The sequence below is a fragment of the Dellaglioa sp. CoH-57-MRSF-21 genome, assembly GCF_056781915.1.
This window is the reverse complement of sequence record NZ_JBXAXU010000004.1, coordinates 39354-63899: the sequence shown is the minus strand read 5'-3', so window position 1 is coordinate 63899 and position 24546 is coordinate 39354. Positions and strand designations below refer to the sequence as shown.

Sequence of the window (24546 nt, the reverse complement as noted above, 5' to 3'; positions counted from 1 at the left end):
TATGAATGATACAATTTACCAACATTTCAGGTCCGACGAAAAAGAAATTATTGATACATTGTCAGATTATATCGAGCAAGCTAAATCAGAGTACAGGGCAGTTCTAACTCATTTTTTAAATCCTAGAGAGGCACATATTGCGACCTATCTATTAGGCCAAAATGACGAAATTAGTTTAAAATTATTTGGTGGCACGAAAGAAGCTGAACGAAAAAGATTACTTTTTTATCCAGCGTATTTCGATGTTCAAGATAGTGATTTTGATTTACAACTTATTGAAATTAAGTATCCAATAAAATTTGCTACCTTAAAACATGGACAAATTTTGGGAACTTTGGCTAATGCGGGATTAGATAGAGAAGTACTTGGTGATATTTTAACAGATGGTCAGCAATGGCAGGTTGTTGTTGAAAAAAAGATGGCTAATTATTTGATTAGTCAAGTTGATCGTATTGGTAAAATTAAGGTATCACTTGAAGAGATTCCTTTTTCACAAACGGTGAGTGTCACAGATGAGTGGCAATCGCAAAATGAATTAGTTTCATCGTTACGAATCGATTCAGTCATATCAGCTGTTTATAATATGTCTCGACAAAACGCCAAAAATTTAGTTAATTCTGAAAAAGTTAGTTTAAATTGGCAAGTTATTAATAAGCCTGATTATGAATTAGCAGAGTTTGATGTTTTGTCAATTCGTGGTTTTGGACGAATCAAGTTAGATTTTATTGCAGGTATGACTAGAAAAGATAAATATAAATTAGAGTTATCAATATTAAAAAAATAAATTTTGAAGGACGTGCAAAATGACTTTAAGTCCATTAGATATTCATAATAAAGAATTTAACGTAAAATTACGAGGCTATGATCAAGACCAGGTTAATGATTTTCTAGATAAAATTATTAAAGATTATGAAATAACGTTAAAAGAAAATGAAAATTTAACTGAAGAAGTTAAAACTAGTAATGAAAAGTTAGAATACTTTAATGATTTAAAAGATTCTTTAAATCAATCAATTATTGTTGCTCAAGAAGCTGCTGATCGCGTTAAGGTTAATGCTAAGCGTGAATCTGAAATTATTAATAAAGAATCACAAAAGCAAGGTCATGATATTATTGATGAAGCGAATGAAAAAGCTAAACATATTATTGATATGGCTTCAGAAAAAGCTAAAAAATTAGCTGTTGAGACTGATGACTTGAAGAAACAAGCACGTATTTTCCGTCAACGTTTAAAAGTTATGATGGAATCACAATTAGAAGTTGTTAAAAGTTCTGATTGGGACGAAATTTTAAAACAAGGCGAGACAAGCACATATTCTGAAATTCAAGACGTTTTAAAACGTGAAGAAGACAAAGAAAAACGTGAAGCCAAAGAAATAAAAGAATCAGTTAATAATAATGACGATATTGTTGTTACAGAAATTATTGCTGAATCAGATGCAAATGAAGATTCTGAGCAAAATGATCAAGATACAATGGTCATTTTCCCAGATAATAAATAAATTTGAGAATAACAATTATATGATACATTTTTAGCGAGTCGATGATAGTGGAAGGTCGATAATAAGTATTATATAATTTATCATCTCAACGATTTCATTAAACTGAAATGATCAAGTAAGTTTAATCGGCTTCATCTCCGTTATCACGATGATTGAGTGAAATTTAACGTTATATAATGTTAAGTTTCTAAATTTGGGTGGTAACACGAAGACTTCGTCCCTTGTAACGGAGTCTTTTTGTGTATAATGAAATAAAATAACTTTTAAAAGGAGTTTATAATATGAAAATGAAAGAAACCTTAAACTTAGGTAAGACAGAATTTCCAATGCGTGGAAATTTACCAGTTAAAGAAGCAGAGCGTGAAGATGCATGGAGACAAAACGGTGTTTATGAACTAAGACAAAAGTTAAATGAAAAGAAACCAAGTTTCATTTTACATGATGGACCTCCATACGCTAATGGTAATATCCATATGGGACATGCTTTAAATAAGATTACGAAGGATATTATCGTTCGTTCAAAATCAATGATGGGCTTCAGATCACCTTTTGTTCCTGGCTGGGATACTCATGGCCTTCCTATTGAACAACAATTGGTTAAACAAGGTGTTGATCGTAAAACCATGTCAAAAGCTGATTTTCGTGAATTATGTGAAAAATATGCTTTGGAGCAAGTTAATTTGCAACGCGAAGATTTTAAACGTTTAGGCGTTGCAGCTGAATGGGATAGCCCATACATGACTTTACAACCTGAATTTGAAGCTGAAGAAATCAGAATGTTTGGTGAAATGGCTGAAAAAGGTTACATCTATAAAGGTAAAAAACCAATTTATTGGTCACCATCGTCTGAATCAGCATTAGCTGAAGCAGAGATTGAATACCACGATATTAAATCACCATCAATGTATATTACATTTGATGTAGTTGATGGGAAAGATATTTTAGATACAGATACAAAAATGATTATCTGGACAACAACACCATGGACAATTCCAGCTAATTATGGTGTCGCTGTACATCCTGATTATAAATATATCCAAATTAATGCTGATGGGAAAAAATATGTTGTCGCTGAAGAACGTTTAAATATTTTAAAAGAAGAATTTGATTGGGAAAATGTTGAAGTATTAAAAGAATTTTCTGGTCGCGATATGGAATATATGACAGTGCAACATCCATTATATGATCGTACATCATTAGTTATTCTAGGTTACCATGTTACTTTAGATTCTGGTACAGGACTTGTTCATACTGCTCCAGGACATGGTGAAGATGATTTTATTGCTGGACAAAAGTATAAATTACCCGTTGTATCTGTTTTAGATGAAAAAGGTGTCATGAATGAAGATGCGCCTGGATTTGAAGGGATATTTTATGATAAAGCTAATCCATTAGTAACTGATGAATTGAAAGAGAATGGTCATTTACTTAAACTTTCATTCTTTACGCATAGTTATCCACATGATTGGCGTACAAAAAAACCTGTTGTTTTCCGTGCAACGGCACAATGGTTTGCATCAGTAGAGATGTTCCGCGATGATATATTAAAAGAAATTGAAAAAGTTGATTTTAAAAACGAATGGGGTAAGGTTCGTCTTTACAATATGATTAGAGATCGTGGCGATTGGGTGATTTCACGTCAACGTGCTTGGGGCGTTCCATTACCTATCTTCTATGCAGAAGATGGGACACCTATCATTACACCAGAAACAATTGAACATGTTGCTCAATTGTTTGAAAAAAATGGATCAAATATTTGGTTCAAAAATGATGCTAAAGCACTACTTCCTGAAGGATTTACAAGTGAACATAGTCCTAATGGTGAATTTACAAAAGAAGAAGATATCATGGATGTTTGGTTTGATTCAGGTTCTTCACATCGTGGAGTGCTAGGTAAACGTGATAATTTAACGTATCCTGCAGATCTATATATGGAAGGTTCAGATCAATATCGTGGATGGTTTAATTCAAGTGTTATTACATCCGTTGCAACTAATGGAATTGCACCATACAAACAGTTGATGTCACAAGGATTTGTACTTGATGATAAAGGACATAAGATGAGTAAATCGCTTGGGAATATCATTTTACCAAGTAAAGTTATTAAACAATCAGGAGCTGAGATTATCCGATTATGGACAGCATCAGCAGATACATCTTCTGATATCGCTGTTTCAATGGATATTTTAAAACAAGTCTCTGAAACATATCGTAAGATTAGAAATACATTTAAATTTATTTTGGCTAATACAACTGACTTTGATCCAAATGAAAATGCAATTGCATTTGATGAATTGGCATCAGCAGATAAGTATATGTTAATTAAATTAAATACATTTTCAAAAGAGGTTTTGGATGATTATGCTGAATATGATTTCTTAGCAATTTACAAAAAAGTGATTACATTTATTTCAAATGACTTATCAGCATTCTATTTAGATATTGCAAAAGATATCGTTTATATTGAAGCTGAAGATAGTTTTGAAAGACGCTCAATGCAAACTGTTCTATACCAGATTGTAACAACAATGGCTAAGTTATTAACACCTATCTTGCCACATACAACTGAAGAAGTTTGGGACTATTTGAAAGAACCAGAAGAATATGTTCAATTAAGTGAAATGCCAGAAGTTGCCCATTTTGATGGTGAAATTAAAATTGTTGAAAATTGGCAAGCATTCATGAAAATTCGTTCATATGTCTTAAAGGCTTTGGAAGATGCGCGTGATGCAAAATTAATTGGGAAATCATTTGAAGCAAAAGTTATTTTATATGTGAATGATTCTGATAAAGAATTACTTAACGTACTTGATACGGATATCCGTCAACAATTGATTGTTTCTGATTTAGAAATTTTATCTATTGATGATGTTCCAGAAGATGCAACTAATTTTGATAACTTAGCTGTTAAAGTTGAAGTAGCTAACGGTGAAGTTTGTCAAAGATGTCGTATGGTTAAGACTGATGTTGGGGAGGATACTGCGTTACCAACGCTCTGTCATCGTTGTGCAACGATTGTTGAACAAGGTTATCCAGAGGCAGTTACAGAAGGTTTTGAAAATTAAATATTTCAAAAAAGGAATAACGTAGAGTTATTCCTTTTTTTGAGTCAAATTGATTACAATCCTAAAAATATAGCGTAATATGTAAGGTATACAATTATAGTGAGAGCAGGTGTTCAATGTGGAATTAGTAAAAGTACATGGATCAGAAAACGATTTTTTTCTTTTAGATCAAACTAAATTAGAGACAGCATTATCAGATGAAAAATTAAAGAATTTAGCAATTCAAATGTGTGATCGAGAATCTGGATTACACGGTGGCTCAGATGGCATTTTAGTCGTTGATAAATCAAGTCATAATGGTGTTCTAGGTCAAATGAGAGTCATCAATGCTGATGGTACAGAGGCTAGTATGTGTGGAAACGGTTTAAGAACTGTTGGGCGCTATTTAGAAACTAAATTTGGACAAACAGAATTTAAAGTTGAGACAATGCATGCTGATTTAGATGTTAAGAAAGCACCAAATCTTCAGGCAGGCGTTGCAGCTTACAATGTCGAAATTTCACCTGTTAGTTTTGAGTCACAAACGTTACCAATGTTTTTACAAAGACAAACATTGGTAGATGAAATTATTCCTGAATTTTCACAAACGTTAAAGTTTTCAGCTGTCTCGGTACCAAATCCGCATTTAATTACTTTTGTTGATCATACAACGTTACAAGGACCGGAACTTGAAAGAATTGCAACTTATTTAAACGGTGAAAATCCGTATTTTCCAGATGGTGTTAACGTTAGTTTTGTTGAAAAATTAGATAATAAATCAATTTTTGTTAGAACTTATGAACGCGGAGTTGGGTTTACTAATGCGTGTGGAACAGCAATGTCTGCTTCAAGTTTAATGTTTGTTCTGTTAAGTGAAGGTAAAGTGCCATTTGGAACTGAAATTAATGTAAAAAATCCTGGTGGTATGGTTAAAACTGTTGTGCATCAAGATGAGAGTGGCAATTACTGGATGTCTCTAATTGGTAATGCAACTAATGTTGCGAATATAACAATTGAGTTAGCTGATGCTCTGAATGGTGATTTTTCTAAGGCCAAATGGATATCAACTAATGAACAGGATGCTTATTTAAAGTTTATATTAAGTATTATGTAATTTTATGGGGGTAAAAGACATAAATGACTGTCTTTTATCCTTTTTTTAATTTAAAATAAAGGGAAACGCTTGAGGAAATTTAATGAAAAAATGGATCATTGGAATTTGTTTAATGCTGATAATAATTGGCTTTGTTATTTTTGGCATTAGTTATTATTTATTTGAATATGCGGAGACACCAACCAATAAGGAATTTATTAATTCAGAACCTAAAAGTGCTGAGTTAAAGAAAGAATACACTTGGTTAAAACAAGTTAAAAAATTAAATTGGCAGATCAAATCTGAAGATAATTTAAAGCTTAAAGCAATTTATGTTCCTGCAGAAAGTAAAACTAATAAAACAATATTTGTTGCTCATGGATTTATGGGAAAGAAAGAAGAAATGGTCCGCTTTATTCATTTTTATCATGACAAAGGCTATAATGTTCTTGCACCAGATGCAAGAGCACATGGCCAAAGTCAAGGTGATTATATTGGTTATGGTTGGTTAGAGAGAAAAGATAATTTACAGTGGCTTGATAAAGTAATTAAATATAAAGGTACAGATTCAAAAATTACTCTATTCGGTGTTAGTATGGGTGGCGCAACGGTTATGATGTTGAGTGGAGAGAAAAAATTGCCTTCACAAGTTAAGGCAATTATTGAAGACTGTGGCTATACAAGTGTGGCTGATGAGTTAACTTATCAGTTGAAACAGATGTATAAGTTACCTAAAATCCCTATTATCCCTATTGCTAGTCTGATATCAAAAGTTAAAGCAGGTTACTCATTTTATGAAGCAAGTTCAATTAAGCAATTAAATCATAATAAGTTACCTGTGTTATTTATTCATGGTAGTGACGATAAATTTGTTCCGACTGAGATGATTTATCAAAATTATGCTGCGACAAGAGGACCTAAAGAAATTTTCATTGCACATGGTGCTAAACATGCTACGTCATTTACAAAAGATAAAGTTGAGTATGAAAAGAAAGTAACTCATTTTTTAAAACAATATTTTAACTAGGAAAAGTAAAATAACGAGGTTAATTAAATGAATTTAGAAGAAAAAGTTTTATCAGAAGAATTAATATTCAAAGGACATGTTATAGAAGTTGTTAATGAGACGGTTAAACTACCAAATGGTGAACAATCAAATAGAGAAATCGTACATCATCATGGTGCTGTAGGTATATTAGCAATAACGGATGAAGAAAAAATTGTTCTAGTTAACCAGTGGAGAGCACCTATTAGGAAGACATCATTAGAAATTCCGGCCGGTAAAATTGATGGCGATGATCATAATTTAATCGAGACTGCAACACGTGAACTGAATGAAGAAACACGCTATGAAGCTAAACATTTAGCTGAAATATATGGGTTTCATTCAGCATTAGGATTTGCGGACGAATATTTAACGCTATTCTATGCGACTGGATTAGAAAATGTAGATAACGAGTTACCTCAGGATATTGATGAATTTTTAAATGTAGTCGAATTGACGTTTAATGAGGTTCAAGCTAAAATTAAATCTGGTGAAATAACTGATGTTAAAACTATTTTAGCGGTTAATCATTGGGAAATTGAACGATTAAAAGGTGAATTACATGGATGATGAAAAAAAGTTATCGAGAAGTGAATATCAGAGATTACAAGAATTAAAGAATGATCCTGAATTTCGACAAAAAGAACGTCAACGAGTTGAAAAGGAATACCAAGATGAACATCCAACAAGAAGCTCATCTTCAGAACAACCAGAAAAAACAAATAAAAAAAGTAAATTAAACCAATTTTTGAATTGGACAATTGTATTTTTAGTTATTGCAATTGTAATTGTATTTTTAGCTTTATTCTTATTACCTTAGATATTAATAAAAAATGGAGGGTAACAACATGATTTACGGTATTTTATGTGCAATGGAGGAAGAAATTCTTTCGCTTAGAAGTCATCTAGAGAATAGAAAAGACAAAGAAATTGGCGGGATTTCATTTTATACAGGCCAAATTAATGGAAAAGAAGTTGTTTTGGTTAGATCTGGTATTGGTAAGGTACAAGCAGGGATGACAACAGCCCTTTTAATTGCAGAATTTGGAGTAACAGCCGTTATTAATTCTGGTTCAGCTGGTGGTATTGGTAATGGACTTAAAATTGGAGATGTGGTCTTAGCCACAGAAGTTGCCTATCATGATGTTGATGCAACAGCTTTTGGATATGAAATTGGTCAATTACCCCAACAACCAACTAAATACTTGGCAGATACAAATTTAAACGATGCAATTAAAAAAGCGGCTCAAGAAAATGATTTAAGTATAAAACCAGGACTAATTGTATCTGGTGATCAATTTATAGCAAGTCAAGCTCAGACAGATGTCATACTTAATCATTTTCCTGATGCTCTTTGTAGTGAAATGGAAAGTGCCGCAGTTGGTCAGGCAGCACACCAATTTGGTATTCCATTCACTATTGTTAGAGCGATGTCAGATGTTGGCGATGAAGAAGCTGGACAAACATTTGATGATTTTATTATTGAAGCTGGTCAAAAATCAGCACGAATGATTCTATCATTATTAAGCTAAATTAAAAGGAGATAAACTAAATTAATGTCAGGAATATACTTAGATAACGCAGCAACCACACCAATGGCAAATGAAGTCGTTGAAGTGATGACAGATATGATGAAGAGCACCTTCGGGAATGCCTCAAGTACACATCAATTTGGACGTTCAGCACGAATGGTGCTTGATGATAGTCGACAAATTATTGCAAATAGTATTCATGCAAAAGAATCAGAAATCATCTTTACAAGTGGTGGTACTGAGAGTGATAATATGGCTATTATGCAAACAGCTATTCAGAGAAAAACATTAGGTAAGCATTTAATCACAACAGCAGTAGAGCACCAGGCTATTTTAAAAACAATGAAATATTTAGAATCAATTGGATTTGAAGTTACTTATTTACCAGTTAATGAAGATGGTGTTATCAATATAGTCGATTTTAAAGAGGCTTTAAGAGATGATACAATTCTTGTTTCAATCATGATGGGTAACAATGAGACGGGAAGTCATATGCCAATTCATGAAGTTGGTGAGATTTTAAAGGATCATCAAGCTTGGTTCCATACGGATGCTGTTCAAGCTTATGGACTACTGGATATAGATGTTAATGAGGATCATATAGATATGTTATCAACATCAGCCCATAAATTGAATGGGCCTAAATTTTTAGGCTTTCTCTATAGAAGAGAATCTATATTTTTCCCTCCCTTTATTAAAGGTGGGGAGCAAGAAGACAAGAGACGAGCAGGGACAGAAAACATACCAGCAATTGCAGGTTTTGCTAAAGCTGTTTCTTTAATCTCAGATGATGAAAAACAAGTACGACAATTAAAGTATCAAGGCTTCAAAAAGCAAATTATAGCGGGATTAGATGATAACCATATTGATTTTGAAATTAATGGGACACTCTCAGATGATAACTTACAACATGTCTTTAATATTTGGATAAAAGGTATTCAAACTGAAGTATTACAGACCCGGTTAGATTTGGCAGGTATTGCTGTTTCTGGTGGCTCTGCATGTACTGCTGGTAATCTCGAACCTTCACATGTATTAATGGCTATGTACGGTGAAAAGAGTCCGAGAGTCACAGAATCTATTCGATTGAGTTTTGGAAAAGATAATACAGCTGAAGAGATAGATACTTTTATAGTACAATTAGTTAGAATAGTTGGTAGATTGAAAAAATAGGGGGAATTTAATAATGGCATTTGAAAAAAGTATTCAACTTTTAGGAGATACAGTAACTTATGAATTGAGTTCTGATGTAAAAAAATATACGTTAAGAGATTTAGGATTTGCAGAAACTAAAGCAGGTAATTTTCAATTGGAGAGATCTTTAGATCCTAATTCACCTTTCAATAAGGGCATTAAAGTTAAAGTTATCGTTGATAAGTCATTAACTGGATTTAAAATGTCAACGACGACTGCTAATGGACTTAAAGCAGTTAATATATTTCATGGTGAAGATAAAAAAGCTGAAACTGAACAATTTGATTATGTGATTGGTCAATTAATTGATAGGGATGTTTTGAAAAAGGTATTGTCAAAATGACAATACCTTTTTTATTATTATTAATAGTATTTTATAAGGGTATATTAACTATGAAGTATTATAAGGATGTTTTTGTATGTACGTTTTTAGATTGAAAAGGTATAATAAAGCGTATTCACTATATTCAATAGGAGATGAAATAATGGATTTATATTTGATGAAAGCAGAATCATTATATAAAATATTGATTAAAAAATTTGAAGTATCTTTTGAAGGGTCTAAGGTAGAATTCTCGTTAGATGATTTGTATAGTTTGGGATTGAAATTAAGAAGTAAGAAGTTAATTTCAGATATTGATTTTGAAAAACTTAGAATAGTTGCAATTACTCATGACATAAATAAGTTAGAAGAAATACACCAATATTTTGATGTATTTAAGAAAGATAAAAATATAACAGAATCTGCTCTGGCACAGATGTTAAAAAAATTATCATTTGAAGCAAAAGATTCTGTAATTGATGCAAGTGATTTTAGTGCTTTTAATGAATATATGCACGTAGAACGAGAAATACAACATAGGTTAGAGAAGATAATTCTTAATAAAATACAGAGAGAAAAAAGTTCTTTAACTTTTATTGTAGGAAATGTAGGAGATGGAAAATCGCATCTATTATCTTACATGAATAATCAATATTTTGATATTTTTAAAAAAAATAAAGTATATATACATAATGATGCAACGGAAAGCATTAATCCTAATTTATCATCTATTGATTCGTTAATGGATATTCTCACAAAGAATAAGAATGAAATTGAAGGTTATAAACATGTTATTATTGCTATTAATTTAGGGGTAGTTAAGAGATTACTTCATAAAATAAAGTCAGATTCGACATTAAGTGAAATTACAATTGCATTGAGTAATATAGAAAAAAATAATCAGGAAAATATAGAAGATAAAAAAGTATCAGTGATTTCATTTTTTAATAATGCAAACTTTGAAATTGATGAGACGGGTGTGAACAGCTTATATTATGATCAAATTTTTAAAAAAATATGTTTAAAAGAAGAAAATAATCCATTTTATAATGCTTACAGAAATGATTTAGAAAATGGCTATGATAAAGTTGAACATATTAATTATGAGCTGTTCTTAAATAAGAAAGTCCAAGAAGCAATTAAATATTTATTGATAAGAATTCAAGTTTCTAATGGTATAATCATCTCCACTCGAGATGTATTGAACTTTATTCACGATATTATTATACCAGCAAAGGAAATTAAAAGTAATTACACATCATATTTACCTTATTTATTATTTGAAAGCCAAAATAAGTCTGAGATATTAAAAGCTATTTATTTTCTTGATCCATCACGAAATTCAAATAAAAAAATTGATGAATTTAATGTTGAGGTATACAACTATGATGATGAGTATGTTGATAAAATTGAAGATAAAATTGAAGATAATGAAAGAGCAATTCAAAAAGTTATAGAATCTGTTGGTAAATTAGATACGGATAGACATAAAATTCGAGTTAACACATTTCTTAGAGTTCAATTTTTATTAGATTATCAAAATGAGTTATTTGATAATGAAAATTATTTTTCTTTTCTAAGTATTCTTTCAAAAAATGTAAGACAAATTAAAGAGTTGGCAAAATTGATACAAAGCAATGTATTACGGTGGAACGGTCAAACTGTAAAAGGATTCGCGTTTATAAATAATTTGAGTTTAAAAACTAGAGTTGCAGTGCCATTAAGATTAAACTATGTAGATTTTGAAATTAACAAGTTTGAAATTAATATGTGTTTTAAAGATACAAGTAATGAAGCTGAATATTTTGTTAAAATAGATTTTGAAGATTATGTGCTATTGACAAAAATTCATAATGGATATGTTATTTCTAATATTGAACGGTCAGAGGCAATGAATTTTAACAATTTTGTATTTAACATATTACTGAATACTAATAACAATGAAACTGTTATTGTTGGTAATATAAATGATGGATATCTATATAAAATAGAGAATAATGGGATTGATTATGAAGTATCAGAGGTGAAAATATAATGTCTATTGAATTAGAAAATTTAAAAAAACATTTGGAAATGGATAAAGGAAAGATAAAAAATAATCATCATAAATCAGGACAATTATTACCGTTTATGACCCGTGAGCCAGAGAGAGCAAAATTTGAAAATGGATTTGCACCAATTATAGGTAATTTAGCAAGGATTAGCATTAACAAAGGTGAGATATCAAAGGATACTAAATCCTTTGATAAGGATATAAGTGATGATTTTGATTTATCTAAAATAGGTAATAAAGATAAATTTTTAAAATTATTTTCTAATTCGGCACTTGATGAAATTTATATTCCCAAGTTGCTGGCGTATAAAAAGTCGAACGAAAAAAAAAGTTCAAGTGGAGAATTAAAGATTGCAGCATTTTTAAATTATACACTTGAGCTAGAGAAAAATAATATGTGGATTGAATTTATAAATAAAAAAGATGAGCACAATCTTTATGAAAAAATTATTATAGAAAATTTACATGAACTAACTAATAATAATATAAAAAAAGAAAAATTTGTTTCAATTGGTGACCAAAGTATATTCTTAGATTATTTTAATCATGATTTGAACAATTTTATGAAAAATACAACATTTTTTATGAAAAATATTGATACATTTTTTAGCTACTATTATTTTTTCATAATTAGTCAAATAATAATGAATATTGGAACCTTCGATGAGTTTAATAAAAAAAATATTTTTTTTGCACTTGATACGGAAAAAATATCAGGTTCAAGACCAACAAATGATAGAGGTTATGCTCAAGTTAAAGAAAACGCAACTGATTTGTTAGTTAACGTTGATTTATTAGATTATTTAAATTTATTAGTTCCTAGTGAAAAATTTTATAGTTTATTTCAGTTAACAGATATAAATTTTGAATATTCAATAGAACTTAGAAATAATTTAAGTGAATTTTTAAATGAGTTTTTGGAGGATGATATAAGCATGTCATCTGAAAATAATATAAAGGATAATATAAAACTTTTAAAATTAAAATTAACAAAAAATTTATCCGACGAAACTAAATCTAGATTTTCTAAATCTTTTGAAGCAATAGCAGTAAAATATTTTGTAAAAAGACGTGGTAGACTTGGAAATGTTTTAAACATGACTGATGATACTGTATTGGTGATTACAGCGGGTATAGTTGGTTCAGAAAAAATGCTTGTTAAAGATGTTATTACCGAAATGAGTAATAGAGGAATTTCATTAGATAATATTTCTAAAAGAAAATTAGTAGAAACATATGAAAAAATGAATATTCTTGAAAAATTAAGCGATAGCGGGGATGCACAATATGTCAAACCAATATTATAAATTTTTAATCGAACGGTTATTTAAATGGTTTAAAACCCAAAATATTAGTGCTGGTAGCAGGTATTATTTGAATTTAGATCAAAATAATGAAGTTGTTAGATTCTATAATGCATTTGAAATGAATGATATTATTTCTACTGAAGATTTTGTAATTGATCAAAAGGACGTGCAGTTCCATGGTAAAGTGGTAAATATAAATGGTGTTAACATATTATTTGTTGCAGCAACAGATAAAATGAACTCAGATTTTTTAGTAACACTTAGAAATAGGGTTAGTTTACAATCTGACATATGGAGAAATACGGCACTTTTTATCGTGTGTACTGAAATTCTTGACAGTATATCGGGTGGAGCCATGAATGTTAGTCACGGAAATGGGCCTTTTTCTGTTGATAAAATTAAACACGATTTAAAAAGTGAAATAGAAAAGTCCGGGTTATCGGACGCTAACCAAGTAGTATTAGAAGAGTTTAAAAAGAATATAATTTTGGAAGATTCAATGAACTTAACATTATTAGATTTTGCCAGTATTTTTTCAATTTTAGAAAAATCAGAGATTACTCCGGATGACTATAAAAATATGGGTTATTTTTATGATACACAAATACAAACGTATGATGCTGATAATATTAAAAAAAGATTAAGAGAAAATAAGCAAGATTTTCAAAAGATTGGTGGTTGGCAAGAATATAATACTGTTGAAGATAAAATAGTTAACTACACGCAAGCAGATTTAGAATCAATGAGTATGTTGAAAGAAAAGGATATTTGGATGGATGTCGATTTTTCAAAAATAAAAAGAGGAAAAGAAAAATTAAAAGAATTAAGAAAAGATACAATTATTTATCAATCAGATAAAATAAATAAAGTTAATCCTGATTTAATTATATATGACCGAAGTAGAGAAAATGGTGAAAATAAAAATTCTGTTAAGTACAAAAACAGATTTATTTTAATATTTAAAAATAATATTAATCATGAAAATAATCAATTGATAATAAAACTTCCTTTTGATGATTCTGTGAAGGCATCAAGAATTAATAAAAGTAAGAGCCATATAATTGATGGGAAATCTGCTGAATTTACTGCAGATGGTAATAATTTAAAAATTATTGTAAACGACTTCAATGTGATGGATATATATGGAATTAAGACCTCATATGAACATTCAAAGGCACAGAAATATACATTTCAAATAATTTATTTACCATTTTCTCAAGACATATTTAATAATATATTATCGAGTTATCGTGTAAAAATAACTAAATCTAAGATGGAGATTCAGTTAGAATACGAAAAAAATTATATAATTGGTGGTACAGATTTTATTGATGAGGTTGATTATGATCAGATTAAATATAATGTAATTCCTATTTCAGATGAAGTGGGTGTAAATATTAATTTTGAAAATATTGATTCAGATGAAAGTGAGAATGAATTTAAGCTAGTTAATGAAGGCATTGAAATACCATTTTCAATTTTAGATAATAGTCAGAAGCCGGTTCCCAGAAGTGGTTTGTTTATAGAAAAAAATAGGCGTAAGGCTAATGAAAGTTTAATTTTTGATGGGGCTAAAATAATTAATGGTACAGAAAAATATTATGTCTTTAGTGAAAATAAGAAGTTGTTGAATTATGAAGTAGATATTATTAAACAACAAATATTGTATGCAAAAATAGATGATTCAATTGTCACTAGTATTGAAGTTCAGATACCTGAACAAATAAGAATAGACTATATTCTTATTTGTAAGCTATTAAAAGAAAGAAATACTATTTTAAGTTTAAGTTATTTTGATCAAGAATTATTGAAAGCTCTTAATAAATATTGTGATGATTTTGATGAAGTAATTAATCAAATCTCCGAAGAAAGACTTACATTGGAATTAAAAGATTTATATAAAATGGGTACAGTAGAAATCGATGGGGAAATAGCTTATACACCTTTACATCCAGTATTGATTAAATATCAACTAGAGTTATTAAAAAGGACAGAATTTCAATCTATACCTGAAAATTTTATTCGAACGTTAAATCCAAGTGGATTAGTTCCATATATATCAAAAAATGGGGGACTATTAAAATCAAATTTTGATGATAGTTCGCCTAGATGGTTATTCTTTAATGAATTTAAAAAATCAAAAATATCAGCGATTTCTAGAAATATTATTACTTCTAGAATGTTAGATTTTTATAAGCATTTTCATTATCTTTTTGAAGTAAGTTCTGATTATGCATTAAATGCTTCAATGCATAATATTAACGATGATAAAACAATATTAAAGAGTACGATTGATTTTATGTTAAAACAGCTTCAAAATACTAAACAAGGGTTTAAATTAGAAAATATGCATCCTGTTAATTTATATATAAATAACGATAAAAAAATTCTTAATCCAATATATGACCAATTTAATCAAATTATAACGGCAGCTGATTTTGAAAATTTATTTTCTGAAAAATTTATGGGAGATAAAATTAATGATTATGCTAATGAAGACGTAATTAAAGTATTAAAATCGCGGATTAATATTTATCATAATTTTGTTAGACAACCATATAGTCATGTTTCATTTTATAAGATGGATGTCGAGAGTAATGCCAATAGTTTTAAATCAGATAAGCTGGAAATGAATTATACTTTAGGCGGTCTAATAAGTGGTAAAAAATATAGTCTTGATAAAAAAATGTTTATACAAGGATTCGGTGTAAATATGGATTCAAAATATTTACATCGGCCATTGATCAAATTTATGTATGATTGGAATGCATTTAGTGTAGCCAACAATGCGGAAACAAATGTTTATCAAGCAGGAATTACGAATGTAAATAACATTCCAAGTTTTGAAAGTGAAGATGGTCATTTTGATGATATATTAACGAATATTATGGAAAATAGTAATTGGGTAACGTTATTGGATCCAGATATCAGTTTGGATTATTTTTCGGAACGTAATGATTTATATATTATTCATTATACAGATCAAAGTAACACTTCAAATTATGAGTCAATAACTTTTACAAACCAAATTGAACAATATAGTTTAATTATCAATGATAAGATAGAAAGATATGACAAAACTATAATTAAAAATAAAGAAACAAGTTTAAATATTATTAAATCATTTAACATTATTAATGGAGAATGGCTTCTAAAAATTATCGGAGATAAAACGAATCACAATATAGTGAGGGAAAAGTTAAGTATTATTTCGGCGTATAAAGAATTAATGGGTATTTTAGAAACTGAGAATATTATTTGGGTGCCCATATCGCTAGAAGAGATATTAAGAGTTTCTGGAATGGTTGGCATGAGCCAAAAAGAAGGATTATTTACAGCAAAAAATCTAGGAATGACAGGAGCTACAAGTGATGATCTGTTATTCATGGGTGTTGAAGTAGGAGAAAATTTAAAAATTCATTTGTTTCCTGTCGAAGTTAAAGTTGGACAGAACCATTCGGATGTTATATCTAAGGCAACGTTGCAGGCGGTTAATACGGCAGAAACAATAAATGAGGCGCTGAGGGATGAAAATAAATTTAAATCCGAATATTACCGTAATTTTTTTATGACAATATATTTAGCTAATCTAAAAAAAATGTTTAATAACAAGTTAATAAATGCAGAACTATATAAAAAAATTCAAGATAATGATGATAAGTTATTGAATAATGATTTTATAATTTCAAATGAATTAAACGAATATTATGGCAAGGCTTTCATTGTTTCATTTGGTGATAGAAATGATAGTCGGAGAATTCTTAGAAAGGAATTAGGCGGTAAGAATATAACTGAAATTAAACTTCCTGAGGGTGACGCATACATTTATGCAAGTAAGGGATTAAATGAAATCATCTCAGAAATTAAAAGTGGAAAATTGGGATTTCCGGAAGAAAGCCTTTTAAAAAATATTTTGCATGATGATAGTTATCAAGAAACTATCGATACTGATAAAGGAAAAAATATTATTATAAACAAAGAATTAGATACAGAGTCAGCTTATGAATATTGTGAAAATAAGGATAAAAAAAATTTTGAAGATAACAACGAAATTAAATCTATAAATAGTATAAATGAAAGTCAAAGTCAATATTCGAATATAAATGAACTTTCTGATTTTGAAATAGAATATCCTGAAAATACATTTTCTGAAAAAACTAGAATTAAATTAGGCGTTAAAAAAGGTAGTGTTGATGAAGCTTATTGGGAGTATGGAAATCCAGGGCTTTCAAATAGGCACATGATTATTACGGGTAAGTCTGGGCAGGGGAAGACTTACTTTGTTCAAACATTACTGTATGAGTTGGCTAATAAAAATATTAATAGTTTGGTAGTTGATTATACTGATGGATTTTTGGAAAATCAATTGGATAAAAATTTTGTTAGCAAAATGAGACATGATAATAAAATTCAATTTCACTTAGTTAAAGCGGGGGATAAATTACCTATAAATCCATTTAATCTTCAAGAAATAGATTATGGTGGTGGAACCTTTATTACTGAAGATGTAAATGATATGGCAGACCGAGTATCTCAAATGTTAGATAACGTTTTTGAGTTAGGCACTCAGCAAAGGTATTCATTGAAAACTGCAATAAGTGATGGTTATGCAAGAAACGGTAAATCATTTACCTTTTTACATTTAAAAAATATATTAAGTGACGAAGATGAATTCAAGGATGGGTTAAAAATAGTAGGTAGACTAGATATGTTATTGAGTTCAAATCCTTTCACTTATACTAAAGATTCCAAAAACTGGGAGTCATATTTAAATAAAGATGGAACTATTCATATTTTTCAATTAAAAGGATTTCAACATGATATACAAAAAGTTATTACTGAATTTGTACTTTGGGATTTGTTTAATTATCTTCAAAGTATTGGAAATACAGAAGAAAATCCAATTCCAGTGGTACTTGATGAAATACAAAATTTAAATTTTAAAGATAACTCTCCAACTGTTAAAATTTTAAAAGAAGGAAGAAAATTCGGTTGGTCAGGAATTTTTGCAACTCAATCTATATCAGCTATTAAGGGTGATATCAGTAGTGTCTATAATGCATCTGAGCAAGTTAATTTTTTACCATTGGAAGACCAAGTTAAACTTATTGCGAACACGCTATCTTTAGATAAAGACAGTAATCAACAATATCAATATCTTTTATCTAATTTACAAAAAGGCGAAAGTATTATTAAAGGGCCTATGCTTAATGGTACCAATCAAGTGGTATCACGAATAGAATCTATTAAAATAAGTGGATTTGATGATCGTATAAACTAAGTAAAGTAAATTATGACACACTAGGGTTGTATTAGTATATATTATTGGTATAATAGTACTTACTGAAATAGTGCGACCTTCAAATCGTAGATTTTTTCAGAATCTAATTGAAATGATGGTGATAGTATGCCAGATAATAGTAAAACTCGTGTCGTTGTTGGGATGAGTGGTGGCGTCGATTCATCAGTTGTTGCTTATTTATTAAAGCAACAAGGTTATGATGTAGTTGGTGTCTTCATGAAAAACTGGGACGATACGGACGAAATGGGTGTTTGTACTGCAACAGAAGATTACAAAGATGTTGCTAAAGTAGCAAACAAAATTGGAATTCCTTATTATTCCGTTAATTTTGAAAAAGAATATTGGGATCGCGTATTCACATATTTCTTGGATGAATATAAAAAGGGTCGGACACCAAATCCAGATGTGATGTGTAATAAAGAAATTAAGTTTAAAGCATTTTTCGATTATGCTATGGAACTTGATGCTGATTACATCGCAATGGGACATTATGCACAAGTTGAGCAAGATGCTGACGGTATTATGCATATGTTACGTGGGGATGATAGTAACAAAGATCAGACTTATTTCTTGAGTCAATTATCACAAAAACAAATTCAAAAAGTTATGTTCCCAATTGGAAACATTGAAAAACCAGAAGTTAGAAGAATTGCTGAAGAAGCTGGACTTTCAACTGCTAAGAAAAAAGATTCAACAGGTATTTGTTTTATCGGCGAAAGAAACTTTACAAAGTTCCTTGGTGAATATTTACCAGCACAAACGGGTAATATGATGACTGTTGACGGTGTAAAAATGGGCGAGCATTATGGTCTTATGAATTATACAATTGGTCAACGTAAAGGTCTTGGTATTGGTGGTACGGGTGAAGGTAACGATCCTTGGTTCGTTGTAGGTAAAGATTTAGCAACAAATACATTGATTGTTGGACAAGGTTACCATAATGATTTACTTTATGCCGATTATCTTGAAGCATCAGAGTTAAGTTTTATGGCACCAATCGATCGCTTTGGCAATGATTTCCATATCACTGCTAAGTTTAGATACCGTCAAACTGATGTTGGTGTGACGGTTCATTTAAATGATGACCGTACAGAAGCTACAGTTGAATTTGATGCACCAGTACGTGCTATTACACCTGGACAGGCTGTTGTCTTTTACGATGGCGCAGAATGCTTAGGTAGTGGTATCATTGACGCTGCATTTAAAAAGTCAACTGAGGGATCAAAACAATTACAATATGTTTAAATTGAATTTATAATAGTTAAGGCACAAACAAATATTTTGTTTGTGCCTTTTTATATTTGTGGCATAATATAATAGAGATGAAAAAACGAAGGGGTCTTATTGACTGATGACTAATATATATTTTATTCGACATGGCAAAACAGAATGGAATCTTGAGGGACGATACCAAGGTGCGAATGGAGATTCACCCTTACTTGAACAAAGTTACATAGAAATACAACAATTAATCAAAGCACTTAAATCAATAAAATTTGATGCTATTTATTCAAGTCCTATTAAGCGTGCAAAGGACACAGCAAATTTAATTAATACAGGCCTAAACCAAAATTTGGATGTTATTTTGAATGATAACTTAGAAGAATTTCATTTAGGGAAAATGGAAGGCATGAAGTTTACAGATGTGGCTGTTCAGTATCCTGAGGAACTCGATGCCTTCCGTAATCATCCCGATAAATATGATCCTAAAAATATTAATGGCGAAACATTTCAAGCTTTATTAAAGCGGATGGTTCCAACAATTAAAAAAATTGTTGACCAAAATAAAATAGATGCAAATATTATCATTGTTAGTCATGGTGCGGCGCTTGGTGCCTTGATTCACGATTTATTAGGAGTACCGCTGAAAGACTTCCGTAAACAAGGTGGCTTATCGAATACTAGTACGACTATTTTGGAAACACAAAATGGAACCGAATTTAAATTAGTTAAATGGAATGATACTAGTTATTTGGATAGAATACGCGATGAAAGTGATGTCGTTTAAGGAGTAATAATGGGTAAGAGAGAAGAAAAAGAAGCAGAATCAAAACATATTATTCATCAATTAGTTGAAAAGGTTGAAAAAGAACCTAATAATCAAACGGCTTATTATGAATTAGGTAGTTATTTAACAAAAGTAAAAGACTACCCTCAGGCGGAAGAACTGTATAAAAAAGCTATTGGATATTTTGATGAGAAAAATGAACAAGTTGATTTATTACAATATGGTCTTGGTAACGTGTTTTACGAGGCAGAACTGTATTCTGAAGCAATTCAATCATTTCAAAAAGTAACTAATCAAAAGTTGAAAGAAACAGCTTTTTTAATGTTAGCACAATCATATATGGCTCAAGAGCTGTATCAACAAGCATTAGTATTTGCGATTACGGCTCAAGAAATAAATCCTAAAAATATGGACGCCAACGAATTAATTGGCGATATTTTCTTAGCATTGGGTCAGTTTGAAAATGCTGGTAAATATTATGACTTAGTTCTTAAAATAGATGAAAATAATGCAAAGGCTAATTTTCAACGAGGCTTAGCTAATATGGTTTTAGGAATTGAATTCAATACTTATTTTGATCGTTCAAAAATAGCCAATCAGGCCTATTTTGAGGCACAAAAACAAAGATTAAGTGAAATAGAATCGTTTATAAAATTACGTGATAAATAAAGAGGATGTGAAATAATGGTTGTTCAGAAACTAAATTTATTTAATGATGATCCTCAAAGTGATGAAACACAAGCTTACTTGGTTGGTAAGGTTGCAACCATATTTTTTCAAAGCCAAGATAGTTTTTATAAAGTGATTCTAATTCACAGTATTGAAAGTAATTTGGAATGGCCTGAAGATGAGGTTGTTGTTACTGGTAATTTTGCTGACATTAAAGAGGAATCTACGTACCGCTTCTATGGTCAACAAGTTGAGCATCCCAAATATGGGAAACAATTTCAAACGAGTAATTATCAAAATGAAACACCTACTTCAAAAATGGGGCTTATTACCTATCTATCTGGCTCAGAATTTAAAGGGATTGGGAAAAAGACTGCGGAATCAATTGTTGAAAAGTTAGGAACGAAAACAATTGATAAAATATTAGCAGATGATACTGTACTTGATTCATTAGAATTATCAAACAAGCAGAAAACAACAATATTAGAGACTGTTCGAGTAAATAATGGGATGGAACAAATTATTATTGGATTAAATGGTTTTGGATTTGGTAGTCAATTAGCCGCAACTATTTATCAAACTTATAAAGAAAAAACCCTTGAAATTATTCAAGAAAATCCATATCAACTAGTAAATGATATTGAAAATATTGGCTTTAAAAAGGCAGATCAAATTGCTGGAGAATTAGGATTTGCAGCTGATTCTTCAGGTCGAATACAAGCAGGTATTTTGCAAAGTATCAATGATTTATGTCAACAAGATGGCGATACCTATGCGACTGCAGAGCCGTTGTTGGAAGCATCTTTACGATTATTAGAGAGTAGTCGAAGAGTCAGAATAAACCCTGAGGCAATCTCAAAAGAACTCATTAATTTAGCTAAATCAGGACTCGTTGTCGGTGATGAACAGCGTATTTATTTAAAAAATCTGTATCATGCAGAATACCAAATTGCTGAACATTTAAAAAGATTACTTTCATCGGGGCAAGAAAAAGGTAAGTTAGCAGAAAAAGATATTGATAAAGCAATTCGTAAGATTGAAAAAAAACTTGATATGAATTATGGTGAGTCACAGATTAATGCCATTAGGGCGGCTATGAATTCACAGATATTTTTATTAACAGGTGGCCCAGGAACGGGTAAAACAACCGTTATTAATGGTATCGTGGAGTTATTTGCGGAATTAAATGACTTTTCGCTCGATCTTAGTAGTTATGGAGAAGGACAAACATTTCCTATTCTTTTAGCTGCACCTACTGGGCGAGCAGCAAAAAGAATGACTGAAACGACTGGATTACCTGCCAGTACAATCCATAGACTCTTAGGACTAACTGGAAGAGAATCGAATAATGATGTTGAAACGAAAGATTTAGAAGGTGGCTTATTAATTATCGATGAAATGTCGATGGTTGATACGTATTTATTGAATACATTAATGAATGCAATACCTACAGATATGAAAGTCATTTTTGTAGGTGATAAAGATCAATTGCCTTCTGTTGGTCCTGGGCAAACATTTTATGATTTATTGAAAAGTGACTATCTTGAGCGAAAAGAATTAACGGATATCTATCGTCAAGGTGATGGGTCATCAATAATTTCACTCGCACATTCAATAAAAAAAGGTGAATTACCTGCTGATTTTACACAGAATCAAAAGGATCGTTCATTTTTCGCGAGTCGTGAATTTCAAGTTGAATCAATTATTAAACAGGTTGTTGAACGAGCTAAGAATAAAGGGTTCACTTCAAGTGATATTCAAGTTCTGGCACCAATGTATCGAGGTGCGGCGGGAATTAATCGTTTAAATGAAATGTTACAAAATATTATGAATCCACTTGAAAATAGTAGACAAAAAGAAGTACTTTTTAGAGATCAAAAATTTAGAATTGGTGACAAGGTGTTACATCTTGTTAATAGTCCTGAAAATAATGTTTTTAATGGAGATATAGGTAAGATTGTAGGAATTACATTGGCCAAAGATAGCGAAGATAAGGTAGACGAACTAGTTATTGCTTTTGATCAAACAGAAGTGACTTACAGGCGAAATGAATGGCAAAAAATAACTTTGGCATATTGCACATCTATTCATAAGTCTCAAGGTAGTGAGTTTAAAATGGTTATTTTGCCAATGGTTTCGCAGTATAAGCGAATGCTTAAACGTAATTTACTGTATACCGCAATTACCCGTGCTAGCCAGTTATTGATTTTGCTTGGCGAAGAAAAATCATTTGAAGAATGTGTTGAGAATGAATCAGCCAATAGAAAAACAACGTTATTATTACGAATTGAACAGATTTTTGATGGTGATATTAAAAAAGTTGATGATTCGATTAAAGAGAGCCAACTAGCTAAAAAATCTATTAAAATAGCTCCGCCTGTTCCAACTTTAATTGAAAAATTTATTTTAACTAACGACAATATTATGGATGGTTCAATTGATCCAATGATTGGAATGGAGAATAGCCGACCATAGAAAAAGCCTATATATCTCAATTAAATGAGATATATAGGCTTTTTAGTTAATCCAAAATGGGTATGATAAGACGCTATACTCAATTTCAAAGAAACGGGTTCCTAGGTCTTCACCATCCATTTGACCGTACTCTAAAGAGTCAACGGAAAGTTTAATTTTATCTGATGTAAAATGGTGAACACCTTTTTGGTTAATATGTTTACCAGATTTCAGTAAAATGGCTAGATAGATTAATTTTAGTGCACTAGGTTTTTCAATGATAATTAAGTCTAAATTATTTTTTGTCGGATCTGCCATTGGTAAAATTGGAACACCGCCACCAAAGTAGGGATGATTTGATGTTGTTACAAGAAAGGCATTTTGATAAAATTCTTGATGGCCATTCACCCGGACAGTTATGGGAAATGCAGCTTGTCTTGATAAAGTTCCTAATAGGGCGCTTAAGTAAGTAAGCGATCCTAGATGAAGTTTATTCAATAGTTTCTTTGAACTTGATTGATTTGCGATACTTACTATTTGCGCATCGAAACCTACGCCAACATTATTTATAAAGTATTTTTTTTCATGCCGTGATAATTCGTGCATGACACCTAAGTTTAATAGTTTAGGTGAAGTTGTGTTTAATACTTGTTCAAGAGCTACAAGTGGAGATTTGGGGATACCGACACCTCGAGCAAAATCATTTCCTGATCCTGCAGGAATATAGGCAATTGGGATATCAAATGTGTTCGCATTTTTAACACCATTGATACATTCATTTAAAGTACCGTCGCCGCCAATAACTAGTATAATTTGATTATTGTCTGTTTCGATGGGGTGATAATGTCTGGCGTAATTTTCCGTTAGAAGGGAAGCATGACCAATATAGTCTGTCAGATGGGCCTTAAAATAGACATTTTGAGAAATTAATTTTTTTTCAATAGATTGCCAAATTTGTTTAGCACGACCACTTCCAGCAGACTCATTAACGATAATGAAATATTGATTCATGAACTTCCCT

The 24546-nt window shown here is 30.6% G+C and carries 18 protein-coding genes; 17 read left to right on the top strand and 1 reads right to left on the bottom strand.

Features of this window, described 5'->3' with window-relative positions:
• Position 1: 1 nt before the first annotated feature.
• The 17 genes from AC1RPQ_RS05445 (at position 2) to recD2 (ending at position 23546) form a co-directional block, all read left to right on the top strand.
• Positions 2-784 carry a YlmH family RNA-binding protein gene (locus AC1RPQ_RS05445; protein ID WP_481761684.1) on the top strand — a complete coding sequence of 261 codons (783 nt, stop codon included), beginning with the start codon at positions 2-4 and terminating at the stop codon, positions 782-784.
• A 19-nt stretch (positions 785-803) separates the two neighbouring features.
• Entirely contained in the window at positions 804-1502 is a 699-nt protein-coding gene (locus tag AC1RPQ_RS05440) for a DivIVA domain-containing protein (protein ID WP_409022377.1), read from the top strand.
• A 281-nt stretch (positions 1503-1783) separates the two neighbouring features.
• The gene (gene ileS / locus AC1RPQ_RS05435; RefSeq protein WP_481761685.1) at positions 1784-4567 is read left to right on the top strand and encodes an isoleucine--tRNA ligase; all 2784 of its coding nucleotides are present in this window, start codon (positions 1784-1786) and stop codon (positions 4565-4567) included.
• 118 nt (positions 4568-4685) lie between these two features.
• The gene (gene dapF / locus AC1RPQ_RS05430; RefSeq protein WP_481761686.1) at positions 4686-5660 is read left to right on the top strand and encodes a diaminopimelate epimerase; all 975 of its coding nucleotides are present in this window, start codon (positions 4686-4688) and stop codon (positions 5658-5660) included.
• A gap of 82 nt (positions 5661-5742) precedes the next feature.
• A complete protein-coding gene (locus AC1RPQ_RS05425; RefSeq protein ID WP_481761687.1) occupies positions 5743-6666 on the top strand; it encodes an alpha/beta hydrolase in 924 nt (307 codons plus the stop codon).
• Positions 6667-6693: 27 nt separating this feature from the next.
• On the top strand, positions 6694-7254 hold the full coding sequence (locus AC1RPQ_RS05420) for an NUDIX domain-containing protein (protein WP_481761688.1): 561 nt from the start codon (positions 6694-6696) through the stop codon (positions 7252-7254).
• Positions 7247-7504, top strand: a complete 258-nt coding sequence (locus AC1RPQ_RS05415; RefSeq protein WP_481761689.1) for a DUF1328 domain-containing protein — start codon at positions 7247-7249, stop codon at positions 7502-7504. The genes AC1RPQ_RS05420 and AC1RPQ_RS05415 overlap by 8 nt, the downstream gene beginning before the upstream one ends.
• A gap of 28 nt (positions 7505-7532) precedes the next feature.
• Positions 7533-8216, top strand: coding sequence for a 5'-methylthioadenosine/adenosylhomocysteine nucleosidase (locus AC1RPQ_RS05410; protein ID WP_481761690.1), 684 nt, complete (start codon positions 7533-7535; stop codon positions 8214-8216).
• Between the two features lie 24 nt (positions 8217-8240).
• Positions 8241-9389 (top strand): cysteine desulfurase family protein, encoded by a 1149-nt coding sequence (locus AC1RPQ_RS05405; RefSeq protein ID WP_481761691.1) that lies wholly within the window; start codon positions 8241-8243, stop codon positions 9387-9389.
• Positions 9390-9402: 13 nt separating this feature from the next.
• Positions 9403-9753 (top strand): DUF1831 domain-containing protein, encoded by a 351-nt coding sequence (locus AC1RPQ_RS05400; RefSeq protein WP_481761692.1) that lies wholly within the window; start codon positions 9403-9405, stop codon positions 9751-9753.
• Between the two features lie 142 nt (positions 9754-9895).
• Positions 9896-11767 carry a DNA phosphorothioation-dependent restriction protein DptF gene (dptF, locus tag AC1RPQ_RS05395; protein WP_481761693.1) on the top strand — a complete coding sequence of 624 codons (1872 nt, stop codon included), beginning with the start codon at positions 9896-9898 and terminating at the stop codon, positions 11765-11767.
• Positions 11767-13092, top strand: a complete 1326-nt coding sequence (gene dptG / locus AC1RPQ_RS05390) for a DNA phosphorothioation-dependent restriction protein DptG (RefSeq protein WP_481761694.1) — start codon at positions 11767-11769, stop codon at positions 13090-13092. The genes dptF and dptG overlap by 1 nt, the downstream gene beginning before the upstream one ends.
• A complete protein-coding gene (locus AC1RPQ_RS05385) occupies positions 13073-18373 on the top strand; it encodes a helicase HerA domain-containing protein (protein WP_481761695.1) in 5301 nt (1766 codons plus the stop codon). Before dptG ends, AC1RPQ_RS05385 begins: the two co-directional genes overlap by 20 nt.
• A 126-nt stretch (positions 18374-18499) precedes the next feature.
• On the top strand, positions 18500-19639 hold the full coding sequence (mnmA, locus tag AC1RPQ_RS05380) for a tRNA 2-thiouridine(34) synthase MnmA (RefSeq protein ID WP_409022386.1): 1140 nt from the start codon (positions 18500-18502) through the stop codon (positions 19637-19639).
• A 106-nt stretch (positions 19640-19745) separates the two neighbouring features.
• Positions 19746-20402 (top strand): histidine phosphatase family protein, encoded by a 657-nt coding sequence (locus AC1RPQ_RS05375; RefSeq protein ID WP_481761696.1) that lies wholly within the window; start codon positions 19746-19748, stop codon positions 20400-20402.
• A 9-nt stretch (positions 20403-20411) separates the two neighbouring features.
• Positions 20412-21071 (top strand): tetratricopeptide repeat protein, encoded by a 660-nt coding sequence (locus AC1RPQ_RS05370; protein ID WP_481761697.1) that lies wholly within the window; start codon positions 20412-20414, stop codon positions 21069-21071.
• 15 nt (positions 21072-21086) lie between these two features.
• A complete protein-coding gene (gene recD2 / locus AC1RPQ_RS05365) occupies positions 21087-23546 on the top strand; it encodes an SF1B family DNA helicase RecD2 (RefSeq protein WP_481761698.1) in 2460 nt (819 codons plus the stop codon).
• A gap of 42 nt (positions 23547-23588) precedes the next feature.
• Here the strand turns inward: recD2 and AC1RPQ_RS05360 are convergent, their stop codons facing one another.
• Entirely contained in the window at positions 23589-24536 is a 948-nt protein-coding gene (locus tag AC1RPQ_RS05360) for a diacylglycerol/lipid kinase family protein (protein ID WP_481761699.1), read from the bottom strand.
• Positions 24537-24546 lie beyond the last annotated feature (10 nt).

Coding starts and splice junctions, on each gene's coding strand:
- AC1RPQ_RS05360 (WP_481761699.1), bottom strand. CDS start 24,536: ATGAATCAATATTTCATTATCGTTAATGAGTCTGCTGGAAGTGGTCGT.
- AC1RPQ_RS05375 (WP_481761696.1), top strand. CDS start 19,746: ATGACTAATATATATTTTATTCGACATGGCAAAACAGAATGGAATCTT.
- AC1RPQ_RS05370 (WP_481761697.1), top strand. CDS start 20,412: ATGGGTAAGAGAGAAGAAAAAGAAGCAGAATCAAAACATATTATTCAT.
- AC1RPQ_RS05415 (WP_481761689.1), top strand. CDS start 7,247: ATGGATGATGAAAAAAAGTTATCGAGAAGTGAATATCAGAGATTACAA.
- mnmA (WP_409022386.1), top strand. CDS start 18,500: ATGCCAGATAATAGTAAAACTCGTGTCGTTGTTGGGATGAGTGGTGGC.
- recD2 (WP_481761698.1), top strand. CDS start 21,087: ATGGTTGTTCAGAAACTAAATTTATTTAATGATGATCCTCAAAGTGAT.
- AC1RPQ_RS05440 (WP_409022377.1), top strand. CDS start 804: ATGACTTTAAGTCCATTAGATATTCATAATAAAGAATTTAACGTAAAA.
- dptG (WP_481761694.1), top strand. CDS start 11,767: ATGTCTATTGAATTAGAAAATTTAAAAAAACATTTGGAAATGGATAAA.
- ileS (WP_481761685.1), top strand. CDS start 1,784: ATGAAAATGAAAGAAACCTTAAACTTAGGTAAGACAGAATTTCCAATG.
- AC1RPQ_RS05405 (WP_481761691.1), top strand. CDS start 8,241: ATGTCAGGAATATACTTAGATAACGCAGCAACCACACCAATGGCAAAT.
- AC1RPQ_RS05400 (WP_481761692.1), top strand. CDS start 9,403: ATGGCATTTGAAAAAAGTATTCAACTTTTAGGAGATACAGTAACTTAT.
- dptF (WP_481761693.1), top strand. CDS start 9,896: ATGGATTTATATTTGATGAAAGCAGAATCATTATATAAAATATTGATT.
- AC1RPQ_RS05385 (WP_481761695.1), top strand. CDS start 13,073: ATGTCAAACCAATATTATAAATTTTTAATCGAACGGTTATTTAAATGG.
- AC1RPQ_RS05445 (WP_481761684.1), top strand. CDS start 2: ATGAATGATACAATTTACCAACATTTCAGGTCCGACGAAAAAGAAATT.
- AC1RPQ_RS05420 (WP_481761688.1), top strand. CDS start 6,694: ATGAATTTAGAAGAAAAAGTTTTATCAGAAGAATTAATATTCAAAGGA.
- AC1RPQ_RS05425 (WP_481761687.1), top strand. CDS start 5,743: ATGAAAAAATGGATCATTGGAATTTGTTTAATGCTGATAATAATTGGC.
- AC1RPQ_RS05410 (WP_481761690.1), top strand. CDS start 7,533: ATGATTTACGGTATTTTATGTGCAATGGAGGAAGAAATTCTTTCGCTT.